This window comes from Nostoc sp. (assembly GCF_036917675.1).
Classification (GTDB): Bacteria; Cyanobacteriota; Cyanobacteriia; order Cyanobacteriales; family Nostocaceae; genus Nostoc.
Map to the genome: position 1 here is coordinate 1 of NZ_JBALCT010000067.1, position 13951 is coordinate 13951.

At 39.6% G+C, this 13951-nt stretch carries 11 protein-coding genes and 1 pseudogene; 4 read left to right on the top strand and 8 right to left on the bottom strand.

The genetic code is table 11. From position 1 onward, the window contains the following. Both V7K31_RS25465 and V7K31_RS25470 read left to right on the top strand, forming a co-directional pair. Positions 1-462 (top strand): WD40 repeat domain-containing protein (locus V7K31_RS25465; RefSeq protein ID WP_335097889.1); only part of this gene is annotated, 462 nt, incomplete at its 5' end. A 57-nt stretch (positions 463-519) separates the two neighbouring features. Next, positions 520-1773 carry an ATP-binding protein gene (locus V7K31_RS25470; RefSeq protein WP_335097891.1) on the top strand — a complete coding sequence of 418 codons (1254 nt, stop codon included), beginning with the start codon at positions 520-522 and terminating at the stop codon, positions 1771-1773. Here V7K31_RS25470 and V7K31_RS25475 read toward each other — a convergent pair. Together V7K31_RS25475 and V7K31_RS25480 are read right to left on the bottom strand one after the other, a co-directional pair. Next, positions 1770-2642 carry an SDR family oxidoreductase gene (locus V7K31_RS25475; RefSeq protein ID WP_335097893.1) on the bottom strand — a complete coding sequence of 291 codons (873 nt, stop codon included), beginning with the start codon at positions 2640-2642 and terminating at the stop codon, positions 1770-1772. The genes V7K31_RS25470 and V7K31_RS25475 overlap by 4 nt on opposite strands. Positions 2643-2721: 79 nt before the next feature. Next, complete coding sequence (locus V7K31_RS25480) at positions 2722-3465, bottom strand: tetratricopeptide repeat protein (protein ID WP_335097896.1); 744 nt, start codon at positions 3463-3465, stop codon at positions 2722-2724. Positions 3466-3977: 512 nt separating this feature from the next. Between V7K31_RS25480 and V7K31_RS31970 the strand changes: the two are divergent. Beyond that, positions 3978-4175 (top strand): annotated as a pseudogene (locus V7K31_RS31970) (hypothetical protein); the annotation flags it as partial. Positions 4176-4251: 76 nt separating this feature from the next. Here V7K31_RS31970 and crtO read toward each other — a convergent pair. The 3 genes from crtO to V7K31_RS25495 form a co-directional block, all read right to left on the bottom strand. After that, a complete protein-coding gene (gene crtO / locus V7K31_RS25485) occupies positions 4252-5946 on the bottom strand; it encodes a beta-carotene ketolase CrtO (protein ID WP_335098289.1) in 1695 nt (564 codons plus the stop codon). Positions 5947-6051: 105 nt separating this feature from the next. Beyond that, positions 6052-6810 (bottom strand): LmeA family phospholipid-binding protein, encoded by a 759-nt coding sequence (locus V7K31_RS25490; RefSeq protein ID WP_335097898.1) that lies wholly within the window; start codon positions 6808-6810, stop codon positions 6052-6054. A gap of 131 nt (positions 6811-6941) precedes the next feature. Further along, complete coding sequence (locus V7K31_RS25495) at positions 6942-8324, bottom strand: cytochrome P450 (RefSeq protein ID WP_335097901.1); 1383 nt, start codon at positions 8322-8324, stop codon at positions 6942-6944. Between the two features lie 325 nt (positions 8325-8649). Between V7K31_RS25495 and V7K31_RS25500 the strand changes: the two genes are divergently transcribed. Further along, the gene (locus V7K31_RS25500; RefSeq protein WP_335097903.1) at positions 8650-10863 is read left to right on the top strand and encodes a phosphoketolase; all 2214 of its coding nucleotides are present in this window, start codon (positions 8650-8652) and stop codon (positions 10861-10863) included. Positions 10864-11340: 477 nt separating this feature from the next. Here V7K31_RS25500 and V7K31_RS25505 read toward each other — a convergent pair whose 3' ends face one another. The 3 genes from V7K31_RS25505 to V7K31_RS25515 all read right to left on the bottom strand — a co-directional run bounded on the left by V7K31_RS25505 (position 11341) and on the right by V7K31_RS25515 (position 13733). Continuing rightward, complete coding sequence (locus tag V7K31_RS25505; RefSeq protein ID WP_335097905.1) at positions 11341-12336, bottom strand: hypothetical protein; 996 nt, start codon at positions 12334-12336, stop codon at positions 11341-11343. An 8-nt stretch (positions 12337-12344) separates the two neighbouring features. Next, positions 12345-13433, bottom strand: coding sequence for a YaaC family protein (locus tag V7K31_RS25510; RefSeq protein ID WP_335097908.1), 1089 nt, complete (start codon positions 13431-13433; stop codon positions 12345-12347). Positions 13434-13502: 69 nt separating this feature from the next. Beyond that, on the bottom strand, positions 13503-13733 hold the full coding sequence (locus V7K31_RS25515) for a DUF2281 domain-containing protein (protein ID WP_335097910.1): 231 nt from the start codon (positions 13731-13733) through the stop codon (positions 13503-13505). Positions 13734-13951: the final 218 nt, after the last annotated feature.

Below are 13951 nucleotides of genomic sequence, written 5' to 3' on the forward strand. Positions count from 1 at the left end.
ATCACCCCCAATGGGCAACAGGTGATTTCTGCATCATTTGACAAGACCCTGAAAGTCTGGAATCTGGCAACAGGGGAGGAACTATTCACCCTCAATGGTCATAGTGACTCGGTAAAAGCCGTCGCCATCACCCCCAATGGGCAACAGGTGATTTCTGCATCATTTGACAAGACCCTGAAAGTCTGGAATCTGGCAACAGGGGAGGAACTATTCACCCTCAATGGTCATAGTAGCTGGGTAAATGCCGTCGCCATCACCCCCAATGGGCAACAGGTGATTTCTGCATCTGATGACAACACCCTGAAAGTTTGGAATCTGGCAACAGGGGAGGTTATTGCCACTTTCACAGGGGATAGTAACATCGATTGCTGTGCAGTTGCACCCGATCGCACGACAATTCTGGCAGGAGATGCATCAGGTAGGATGCATTTTTTGCGTCTTGAGAACATGATAGAGGGATGAGGGGAGAAATAATCTTATCTGCCAAAGATTTTATTGACAGTAATATTAACAACAATTATGAACTCGCCACCCAGACCACCCACTACTAATCATCTCAGAGGACATCCAACGGAATTTGAGCAAATCATTCAAGAAAAAAGCCACAACTTTGTCGGTCGTGAATTTGTTTTCACGGCTATTAACAACTTTCTCCACCACGATAACCAGGGTTACTTCACCATCATTGGCGCACCCGGTAGCGGTAAAAGTGCCATCCTCGCCAAATATGTGGCAGATAATCCTCAAGTGATTTATTACAATGCCGAACTTGAGGGTAAAAATCGTGCTGACGAATTTCTCGTAAATATCTGTACGCAACTAATTAATCAATACTCGCTTAATTACGCCTCCCTCCCTGATAACGCTACAGAGGGAAGTTGGTTTTTCTCTAATCTTCTCCAGCAAATCAGCGATAAGTTAGAACCTCATCAAAAACTGTTAATTGCCATTGATGGGTTGAATTGCATTGACCGCAACAGCCAACCACCTGGGACAAATCTGTTTTATCTCCCTCGCTATCTCCCGGATGGGGTCTATTTTCTCCTCACTCGTAGACCTTTCTTGCGGCAGAAGTCGGGTTTATTAATTGAAACGCCTTCGCAAAGTCTGGATTTAGCAGATTATCCCGAACAAAATCGGCGAGATATTCAAGCATATATTCAAAGTTACCTAACCCCCCTAACCCTGCTTCCCTACGAGGGAAGGGGGGGACAAGATTACTCCCCTCCCCTTGTAGGGGAGGGGTTGGGGGAGAGGTCAAATCTTAAATTTTGGCTGAGTAATCACCAAATTAGTGAGCAAGAATTCTGCGATCGCCTCACCACTTTTAGCGAAAATAATTTTATGTATGTCAGTCAGATAATAAGTGCGATACCTTCTCTAGGAGAGGCTACGCCAACGGTAAGCTTCTCTACGATACCCTCCGCGAACGCTAACGCAGAAAATTCCTACCCGGAACCTTTCCAGTACAATGAACTCCCGCCTAGTTTAGAAGCATATTATCGGCAGCATTTACACCAAATGATTCCACCCGAACAAGGGACGGAACATAGCACAGATGTGTTAAATGTCTTAATCCAGCAGCAAAAAGCAATCTCAGTAGAAGCGATCGCACAAATCATTGATACTGATGAATATGAAGTTGAGGAAGTTCTAGAAAGTTGGCTTGAATTCTTACACCAAGAACAAATTGACGGAGAAACCCATTATAGTCTCTATCATTCCAGCTTCCGTCATTGGTTAAGTACACAACAAATACAACCTGATGATTAACTATTGACTAATTCCTGCAATTCTTCTTTTAAAAATAACGGCTCATACCCTAATGCAAAAGCTTTGGAACTATCCAAAGAAACATCTACTGGTCTAGGTGCTGCCATTTTCACATCTTGTTGTCGGCAGGATTTAAGCCCTATAGTGGGGAGTTGAAATACCTCAACTAATATCTGTCCAAAATCGTAACGCGAAATCCGCTCTTTGCCACCTAAATGAATGATGCCGTTAACTTTTTCCAATACTAATAAAAGTCCTTTGGCGGCAGTTCTTCCACTTACTGGTGTGCGAAATTCATCTATAAATAAACTTAGTTCTTTTTCTGCTTGCAAAGTTTGAATAAATGGCTGAATAAAGCTTTTAGCTGTAGGTGTTGCTGCACCAAACATCAACGGCATTCGACACACTGCGGTCATGGGATACCTTTCTAGCATACCTGCTTCTGCGATCGCTTTTTGCTCACCATAAAGATTGACAGGACACACAGCATCTGTTTCTCGATAGGGGGCATTTAAGCCATCAAAAACTAAGTCGGTTGAGGTAAAAGCACAAGGAATAGAATTATCTGCACAAAATCCGGCAATATTGCAGGATGCTATGACGTTAATTGCGTGCGATTCTTCTGGGTGGGTTTGACAAAAATTTGGTTGCGAATGTGCAGCAGTATGAATAACTGCTGTTGGTTTAACATTACTAAATATGCGCTGCAATTCCTGAAAATCTGTTAAGTTCACTTTTAGCATTTTGATGCCAGGAATCTCTAGAGGATGGGAAAAATAAGTGCCATAAACTTCCCATTCTTGTTTTGCAAGCTGGCAAAGATGCCATCCTAAAAAACCACTTCCTCCGGTGATTAACAATTTTTTCATGTCTAATTGTAAACCGCTCAACAAAAAAATCCTTGTTATAGCAAGCTTCTATTCTACACTGAGTATTGGTGACAAAATACTATTGCAGTAATTCCTGAAAGCGTTTTTCACTACGCACTTTGCTAAAGTCTGGGTCAGTTTTTGCTAACTTCTTGTATTTATCAGGAACAAGCTGGATTGCTTTGTCTAAGTTCTCAATTGCTAATTCCAGATTGCTTTGTAATGCATAAGAGCAAGCTTTATTATAATATACTTGGTGCAAATCTTGCTTGATGGCGATCGCTCGATCATAAGATGCGATCGCATCTTGGTAGCGGTGCAGCTTTGTCAGAGCAATACCTCGGTTAATTAAGGCTTCATACTTGTCGGGTTTGATCGCGATCGCTTTGTCGTAAGATGCGATCGCGTCTTTATAGCGTTGCAACGATGTTAAGGCGATGCCACGATTATACCAAGCTTCATATTTGTCGGCTTTGATGGCGATCGCTTTGTCGTAAGATGCGATCGCATCTTTGTAACGTTGCAACGATGTTAAGGCAATGCCACGGTTAATCCAAGCTTCAGAATTCTCAACTTTGATGGCGATCGTTTTGTCATAAGCTTTTATGGCATCTTCGTAACGTTGTCCATCTAATAAATGATTGCCTTGATGAAAGAAATCTTCTGCTTTTTGTGTTGCCTTCGCTTCTATCAAAAGTTGGGTTACATTACTTTCTTGCACAACTTGCGTAGTATTTTCTGTCCATGACTTTGCCCCACCACTACATCCAAATGCGAAGAGAGCTATCAAGCCAGATGCAACGAAGCAGCGCTGAAAAAACATGCTGTACCTACAAAACTTATAAAATGATCTTAGAATCTGTTTGTTTTTTGAGTATTATCAAAATACACTAGTTTTTACCCCTTAATTTACTTATTTTTTGAGAAAGAACTTTGTTGACAATGCATAGAAGCTTCTTAAAATCAAGTGTATGTTACATTATCATATTAAATAGACATAAAGCAATTGCTTAGAGCTTATTTCAGTCAAAAAACGATAATTTGTGTTGCTATAGCAATCCGTGCAGGAGTTACGAACAAAAAGATCCCTGACTTCTTAAAGAAGTCGGGGATCTGAGCCTCTCGGTGGAGAGCGAATCAAAAAAGCAAAGGTATTAGAACAAGTTATCGGTTTTAGCGCAAACTCTAAATTTACCACTTGCATTTCTTGGATTTGCAATAAGTAGGTGGGCGTTAAAAAAGACAACTAAATTAAAAAATGTAAATCGTTTAAAAGCTTATATTCAAAGCCTTTTTGCTACTTTACATAAGTTTACATAGTTAGGTTTAATTATGCTTCGGATCTTTAATGTGAAATTAATTAAGTCAGAGGATTACAGGGCGGAGCCGGAGACTCCAAAAGCTCCGGGCTACATTGCATCCAAAAAACGATATTTCTACGGAGTTAGAGTTCAATTATTAACCACTAAAAGTGGTATCCCGGTTGAGTTTGTATTTATGCCTGGAAGGATTAGTGATCTTCGTGCATGGAATTAGGCATACATCTGTTTTTGCAAAAGTCAAAAACAGATGTATGCCTTGGTGATAATATACTCTATCTGTGCAACGCTTAACTAATCCCAAACACTGATTCAACAGTTGACTTAATCGAATCGCGTGCATCCTTTAAACTTTGACTAATAGGATGTTTTGCTTGCAAAAATGCGCGGGCACAATTGCGTCCCGGCATTCCTGAAATCGAACCGCCGGGATGAGTTCCTGCACCAGTCAAAAATAGATTATCAATTGGCGTTTTGTAGTTCGCTATTTCTGGCAAGGGACGGAAAAATATCATCTGATCTAAAGTCATGTCAACATGGTAATAATTACCTTTATATGCACCTAATCTTTCTCCTAGTTCTGCTGGACTTTCTACACGACGGGCGATAGTTGCAGTCTTGACATTCGGTGCATAGTCTGCCAACTTATCAATCACCCTATCTGCAACTTTGTTTTTCAATTCATCTGTCCAACCAGTACCTTTTAAACCAGTGCCTTCTGCACCGGCAATTTGATAAGGGGCAAAAAACTCAATCCATAGGGTGTGCTTACCTGGGGGTGCTAATGTGGGGTCTAAATAGCTAGGCATCACCAAATACATTGATGGATCAGCATCAGGAATCTCTCCCAAAGTACATTTACTATGAGCCTGTTCTACATGAGCTACAGAATCGGCAATTAAGATAGAACCAACGAGATATTCATCTTTGTGGGCGTGGTATGGAAAGCGCAGTGGTTCATCTAAAGCCAAATCTATTTTGAGGATGGTTTCGTTATTGTTAACGATGCGGCGTTCTAACCTTTCCCATAAATCTGGGTCGGCTGCATTAACATCGCTTTTATCAGTCATTTGCAAAAATAACCGCTTGGCATCAATATTAGAAATAACTCCGTGTTTAGCACGATATTCTTTACCACCCGCAACTCGCACAGCAACAGCTTTTCCATCATCAATTAAAACTTTTTCAACATGCTGATCTGTGAGAATAACGCCACCTTTACTTGTGACTAAATTCACCAAAGCTTGCACAAGTGCGCCAGTTCCACCGCGAGGTCTGGCCATTCCCGGATTATGACGCATTGCCATCATAATTGCACCAATGGCAAGGGTTTTTTGTGATGGTGGCGCACCAAGTTCTGATGCTAGTCTGGCTAGTGGCGCTTTCAAAAATTCTTCATCAAACCACTCGTTAAGTAAATCCTCGGCGCTGGTTAACATGGTGCGAATAAAGTCCAGCGTTTTGTTTGGAGAACCAATAACCGAAAATAAATCTTTCAGTTTGGTGATGTCGTAGTTACCAAGGATGTCTATAATTGACTTTGGCGGTGCATTAAACATGGGAATCATTGCACCTAGCGATCGCTGCCAAAAGTCTACAAATTCGGCGTATTTTTTGGCATCACGTTCACTATAACGGGCGATTTCTGCACAAGTCTTTTCCACTGACTTATGTCCTAAGAAATACTTACCATCAGGATGAGGACAGAAAACAACCGGATCGCACTCCAGATAATGCAAGCCGTATTTTTCTAATTCTAATTCTTCAACAACTGGCCCCAAGTGAATAAATTCATGGTCAATAGCACACAAATTAAATTTAAATCCCGGAGCTTCTTGGGGTAAACATTCTTCGGTTGTTGCTGCACCACCTGGAACAGAACGCTTTTCCAATAACAGGACACTATAACCAGCTTTCAGCAAATAAGCTGCACAAACTAGTCCATTGTGCCCAGCACCGATCAGCACAACATCATACTCTTGCATAGTTGTCATTTTTAAATTAAGTAGCTTTTAAAAGCTTATTAAACTTTTAATAAATTTACATCACTCCATAGTTACAAAAATTATCCTTAACTGGTGTCAATCCTACTAAGGAGATAGTTCAGTTAGTGATGATGGTATTTGCTTCAGTTGAGTTTCTACCAGAAGTATTAAACTCCCCTTTTCTACTTTTATCTCTTTAATATTGAACGCCATATCTTCCCATTTTAAATATGGCATATTCATCAATTCTTTGGCTTTCTGCATGAACGCTGTAACTAATTCTATTGAAATCCCGCCTCCCTCTGTGCAGTTAAAACTTTCCAACATCGCGGGTTGTGAATGAGTGCGGGGACGCGCGATCGCAGTGTAAGCTAAAAGGCGAGTATTTCCCATTTCCTTTAACAGCACCTTTCCCTTGCATTCTATTTTGCCATCACCAGGTAAAAATACCTGAATTTCTTCCGGCTCAAAACTCACAATTTCGCCATCTACATCAAAATCAAAGTTTTGCATCCGGCTGCGAACAAAGTCTGATGCCAAGGTGCGGTTAATATCGACTTCTGTGAGTATAATCCGAGCGATCGCATTTACTGGCTCATTGAGTTCTATTTGACCAAAAAGAGCGCTGAAGGGATTGATGGAAATACTATCTGTTTGCAGTTTTATTTCCTGTATGCGAATATCTTCTTGGATGACTAATCCAAGTCCAGCAACCGAAACACCATCCGCCTGTCCCTGAGCTATTTTCAACAGATCGGTTTGTACATCTATTTCTATTTTTTCTGCTTCATCTAGCTTTTCGGATATTCTCCTTTCAGCTTCCTGGGATAGAAATTTTTCTTCCAACCGATGCTCATCAGGCATGAATTAGTAATCTCCAAAATATCCTCTTACTATTTACTGTAAAGGCTAGTTCTGAAGAGCGAATCTATATTGGGGTAGATGTAAGTTGGAGCATGAAAATTTGCTGAACGCAACCATCAACCCCCGCACCATTAAAAAGTGGTTGTCTGTAGAATGGGAGACTTAAGCTGACGTTTACTCGTGACAACCATCTTAATAGGACGATTTGGCCCTGTCACCAAACCACGGCGTTTAGGTCGCACTTCACCATTATCAACTAATTCTAATTCAATGCTGGAAAGGATTTTAGCAAGTGCTAGCTTCATTTCCAACTGGGCAAATGCTAGACCAATACAACGCCTTGCACCACCGCCAAAGGGCAAATATTCATAGGGAGAAAATTGCTGTTCTAAAAAGCGTTCTGGTTTAAACTGCTTAGGTTGTGGGTATAAATCTTCCCTTTGGTGGGTCAAATAAATAGAACCAAGTAGGACTGTACCCGGCTCTAGTTCGTAACCGCATAACGTTATCGGTGTTCTTACTACCCTTGGAAAAGTTAGCATAGCTACTGGATAAATCCGCAATGTTTCGGAGCAAACAGCATTGAGATAAGGTAATTTGAAAACCGTGCTGGGGTCTGGGTTATCGCCCAAGCTATCTAATTCTTGCAGTAGCTTTTGGCGCACTGATGGTATTTTGTGAATCCAGTAAAATGCCCATGCTAAAGCTGTCGCTGTGGTTTCATGACCAGCAATTAACAGAGTCATCAATTCATCGCGCAACTCTTCATCAGTCATGGGTTGACCGGCTTCATCCCTAGCAGCCATGAGTAAGCTAAGAATATCCGTGCGTGATGAATCTCCTTGTTCTCGACGTTCCTGAATTTCCTCATAGATGAGTTGGTCAGCTTCTTGCTGAACGCGCATCCGTTTTCCCCAGAAGTTAATCGGGCCAAAATCCCTTTGCAAAGCTGGAAAATAGAGCAAAGCCACATTTAACCGAGAACTAGTTTTTTCTAAAAGATCGCCCAAAAAGTTCTGTAGTTTTTCGGCGCGAGGCCCTTCATGTAGCCCAAACACAGCTTGCATAATCACCCGCAGGGTAATGGCTTGGGTAGCAGACCGAATATTAAAGGGTTTGCCTATCTGGTATTGGCTAATGACTTTTTGGGTGACATCGGTAATCACTTGGCTATAATTCCGCATTCTTTCGCCGTGAAAGGGAGGCATTAACAACTGGCGTTGACGCTGGTGTTCTGCACCGCTAATGCTAATCACAGAATGCTTGCCTAGCAAAGGTTCAAACACCTGATTCAAATCACCAGGCGCTTCTAATTCCTTGGTATCATTTGTCAAAATTTGCTGTTGCGCTTGGGGATTGCTGACAATCACCAAAGGAGGAAGATTTTTGTCTAATCTGAGAGTAAAAATCTCGCCATAGCTTTTGGTACAAGCCTCCATAAATGACATGGGGGTGATAATCCAGCGCAGCATCAGTAAAAAGGCTGGAGTTTGCGGGCCATTTGGGAGTTTCATAAATTTTTTTGCTCCTTAAACTAACTGAAATTTTGGTTGCGTAACCATTTAAAGTTCTTATTCTAACGTTGCAAAAAAGCAATAAACTGTTACAACCTGAAAGATGTAAAATTTTTGTTAAATTCGACGAGCATCTACAGTTTCATTTGACTTTTCACGTTGTATGGAAAAACCCACGAAAAACCTAACCCCCTAACCCCCTTCCCGACACGGGAAGGGGGAAAATTTGAAGTCTCTCTCCTTTTAGAGAGAGAAATAGAAGTGAGGTTTTTCAGATGACCTGAATTGTCAGATAGTTTCATCTAATCGTTATAAGGTACTCAGCATGACTGCAATCTCCCCAAAGGCATCTTCAGCGCTTCCCGATTTTTCTGAAGGAATTCAATATTTTGGTGAAGCGTTACCAGATTTTAAAACTTATGGTGCAACACCTGCTATTGAGTCGGGCAAAATAGCGATCGCATCTCCCACAGACAAAGCAGCTGTATATCAAACTTTACTTGCTGCCGATGCCTTACGCTACCTAATTTTACAAGTCACCGCTAGTAAGGCTTCTGGGCATCCCGGCGGATTCGCCAGCCAAGCAGAAGCTTACGCATCTCTTGTCATGCTGGGATACAAGAATATTATCACTGAAGTCGGACACCACGCCCCTGGATTTTATAGTGCCATGTTCTTGGATCGATCGCTAGAGGATATGGGAATTTTTACAGTCCAACAATTGCGCGATCGCTTCCGAGAAAAGCATGGATTATTAGGACATCTTTCTGGTTTCATTCCCGGTATTCTCGCACCTGCAGGACCTTTGGGACAAGGGCAACACTTTGCAATGGCGGCTGCACTGTTGCACAAAGATAAGTTGTTCCCCTTTACAGTTGGTGATGGCGGATTGGGTGAACCATATATTGTAAGTGCGATCGCGCATTTTAATACTGCTTATCCTGCTGTCACCAACTTCTTACCAATACTGGTGTGGAACGGTTACAGCCAAGAACATCACAGTATGGTTTCCCTGAAAACCAATGAACAGATGCAAGCATATTGGCAAGGTAACGGTTTTGATCAAGTCGTGTTAGTTGATGCCAAAGATTTCGACGATCAAAACCAGCCAGGGGATTACGTTGATAGCACTGCCTTTTCCTTTGAGAAGCGGCTAGCATTTACTCAAGCAGTACTTTCCGGTGTAGATAAAGCAGCGCGATCGGCACTGGGCGGAAAACTTACCGTCTTCATTATTAAACAACTTAAAGGTGCAGGAGTCCACGCGCGGGGTGCAAAATCTCACAACCTTTATCCCAAAGATACGCTGAATGCACCTCATATTATCAGTGCATTGCAAACCCGTGCTTTGTCTGCGGAAGCTTGGCAATTAGTCAGAACAAATGCAGAACGCGCCGGTGGTGGCCCTGCGGCGAAAACTGTGGTGACAGAATTTGAATTTCCATTACCAGATTTAGGCGAATTACCTTTAGAAGAATATGCAGTTGGTGGCGAACCAAAAGTTTCCACAACAGCGATGGGACGATTGGTAGGAATAGTTGGAAAAAAAGATCAGAATTTCCTTGTCACCAATGCCGACGGTAACGAAGCATCAGGAATTGCCAACATCAACCAAGCATTAAAGATTATCCACCCTACAACCGATGACTTATATTATCAAGCACCAAATGGACAAGTTTATGAACCATTGAGTGAAGATGCTTGTGCCGGTTTAGCTGCGGGTTTGGCGTTAATGGGTGCGAGAACTTTGTGGTGTTCCTACGAATCTTTTGCCATCAACGGATTACCAATTTGGCAAACTGTGACGCAAGCAATGGCAGAATTGCGCCGTCAAACTCCCTCGACTATTACTTTATTCACAGCAGGCGCATTAGAGCAAGGGCGCAACGGTTGGACTCACCAACGTCCAGAAATTGAAGCTTACTTTGCTTCATTGATGCGAAATGGAAATGTTTTCCCATTATTTCCCCCCGATGCTAATAGTATTCAAGCCTGTTATGACTGGGCGTTGAAAACTAAGAATAAGGGAATTGTGATTACTGCAAGTAAATCGCCGTTGCCAATTCGCACAACTTTAGAACAAACTCGTCAAGGGTTGCGTGATGGTGCGGTGCTATTACATGAAGTCGCTGGTGATAAACAAGTTGTATTTGCTGTAATTGGCGATTTAACATTAATACCAGTATTTGAAGCTGCGGCTTTCTTAGAAACTGAAGGTATTGGTGCGAAGATTGTTTCTGTGATCAATCCTCGGCAATTGTACCGTAGCCATGATACCGCGTGGGAAACTTGTTCTCAAGCCGAAGGCGGTTTCTTAGATGATGCGAAATTTGCCGAATTATTTGATGGCGATGCGCTAATTGCTGTGACGGGTGGTGCTGCGGCGATGCTAGAACCAGTTTTGTTACGGAGTCAGGCGAAGCGCGATACTTTCGCGTGGAAGCGTGGGGAAACTACAGCGAGTGCTGGTGAGTTGATGGCCTTTAATGGATTGACTGCGGAAGCGTTAACGAAACGTGCGATCGCATTAGTGCATTAAAGGTAAAATTGTTTCTACTTTAATCGCATTTATACGTATACAAACGCTGAAAAATTGCGTTGCAATGCGTATATTTGCGTTTTTTTATTTAAGAGAACTTAGCAGACAGAAACAATGGGGGTAAATTTGCTGAAATCCGTTAACAAAAGTTAGTTTACGAGCTCAAAAGCTGCTTTTCAAGTCACAAAAGTTAGTTTACGAGTTCAAAAGCTGCTTTTCAAGTCACAAAAGTTAGTTTACGAGTTCAAAAGCTGCTTTTCAAGTCACAAAAGTTACTTTACGAGTTCAAAACTTGATTTATTTACAAGCCAGAACAAAGCGCGATACATTTTATTATGGAAAATATGGCGTTTAATGGATTGACTGTGGAGGGTTGAGGAAAGGTGCGATCGTTTTAGTGCATTAAGGCTAGAATTGTCTTTTATTTTATCGCATTTGTACGTATACAAACCCTGAAAAATTGCGTTGTATTGAAATTTAAATCAATAATTGAGGATAGCAAACCATATTTTCATTTATTTCTCGCAAAACAAATGTTAGGCTTAAGCCAAAATTACTACTTTCATAAAGATTAATTTTATCAATTCTATAAAATCCATCTTTTAGTAAATCTCCCAACTTTAGAGAAACTAATACAACATCTCCAGGATGTGAATATGCTTCTTTAGCTATAGGCTGCACCTTGAGATATATTACTTCTCCTAACCAGTTTTGATGTAACCCTTCGTTTGCAAAAACATTATCCCTATTTAAAATCATAGGCTTTTCATACCTCAAAGCTTGATACAGAAACTGATTGACGTTAAAAATAGAATCTCTTAACACAATCAAGCTCCTTATAAGCTTTCCTGTATAATATGTTTTTAAATCTTGTTGATTGAATAGTTCTAATTCTAAGTTACGTGTAATATCTGTGAAACTATTATTAATTATAGCTTGGCGATAATTTAAAACACAATTAAGTAACTCTTCTGGTCGTATAGAAGATTCAACACCACTCAAATTTTTAAGACAATCTTCTATTATATATATCGATGGATGATTTTTGAAATTTGTCTTTAATACATTTAAAGTATCACTTATTAATTTTAGTTCTGTTTCAGAATTGAATAACTTGTCTTTATTCAAAATGTAATTGTAATCGCTGTATGGGTTGATTGATAGTTGAGCATTAGGTAATAAATTATCTAAAACACATATTGCATCAGTTATGTGAAGTAATAAATTATGAACCTGCTCTAATATGTTTAATTCTTGTAAAGACAATAAGTAAGGATTTTGTTTTTGCTCTTTTGCTGAATGATTTGCGAGCAAGTAACCTAAAAATTGTCTATTTATTTGACTTGCAATTGTTGCAAGCATAACTTCTCTTCCTGATTTATCTAAGCGATAGAAGATTTCTTGAACTTTTTTTTTAAGGGGAAAAGACTGAATTAACTTACATAAATTATTAGTATCTTTTTGAATCGTCATGAAAAAAATTACCCTTTATCTTTGTTTTTTTCTTCTTGAAATATTGCCCTAATACGATCTTCAGAAACGGTTTTAGATAAATCTATCGGCTCATGCATTTCTTTAACAAAGTAAAAATGTGTTGTATAAATAAAATTTATTATCATGTTAGGTATTACTCTTTTACTAATGTTAATAAACTTTTCAATTACTCTCTTTTCTCCGGTTGAATCACTTCTTACAAATGGACTCCAAATTATAGGTTTATACCTAGAAAAATATCCAAGCACAAATAGCCCCATATACATATAGATGAGAAGTGGCAGTGTTATACAATTACTGACTTTTTTATGGTATTTTTTAAGAAAAACTTGGCCGAATACAGAATATTCAGTGATAAATTTACTTTCTATCTTTCTTCTTAAGAAAACATGACTATATTTAATATAAGGTGATTCTAATATTGGCTTTATGTATGTTGTATCAAAATATGATATTTTTGATAGCTCTTGCATTATATCTACATTTTTAAATTCCTGCTTGTCTATTCTTTCGACATAATCTTTTTGATCTTGCACAATTTCAACTGGAATAACATACGATAGAATATCGTAACATTCCTCAAAATCATTCTTTAATTCTGGAATTGAAGCTAAAATTTCCAGTAATGTCCATTTAGATTTACAGCCATACTGTAAAACGCTGATATCAGGACAAAATGATTTACAAAATTGAAATAAACCACCAGTAGTAGTTGCAAAAAATGGTGTGAACTCAATATCACCAAGTCTTGTTATACTGTTGCTGCTATTATCAAGTCTCATGCCATGATTTTCAATATTTATTTTTTTGCCAGATACAAGCATTGATGCTGCATACATAAGATTAACCGTTCCATAGTATAAAAGTAGTGGAGATGTATTAAGAGAGACTGAATTAGCAGCAGCAAAGTACTCTTGAGCTTGCAAAGTTGAACCAGAAATCAATTCTAAAAGCTCTTTATCATAATCTTGTATCCCATTTTTAGAAAAGAATCTGTCTATATTTGAGGGATATATAAAGTTTGAGAGCATTTGCCACTGCTCATAATCTGGATCTTCTGTAAAGATTTTTTGCATAATATATATTAAGTCGTACTGTAAGCGATCACAATTATAGCTTATGAACTATTTGACTCGACACGACTTTCAGTAACCATTCATATAATCTTTATTAGTAGATAAATCACTTGCCGCTTCAACACAACCAATGTATTCTTGAGCCAGAGTCAAAGCCGAAACCCCTGAATTTTTGTCTTGAGAAGATAACTTTTGCTTTTCCATTTTCGCAAGTAAAAATTCTACAAAATCTAACGCCTCTTGTTGCTTATCAGGAGGTAATATTCTTACCTTGTCTATAATAATTTCTTCAATGTTCATTTTCTCTAGCGTCTCGCCTAAACTAAATATATTTTAAACTTTAAAGCATTATTTGGCTGTATACCTTTCGCCGTGACTTCAGTTGTTAGGTACTCAAGAGGATAAATTTAGGAAGTGCGTAGACATAGCCAATCATATACATGGCACTGTTCACATTAATTTATCACGCGCGATCGCGCAATTTCTCTTCTTGCAATAGGACGCACTTGTATGCTAAT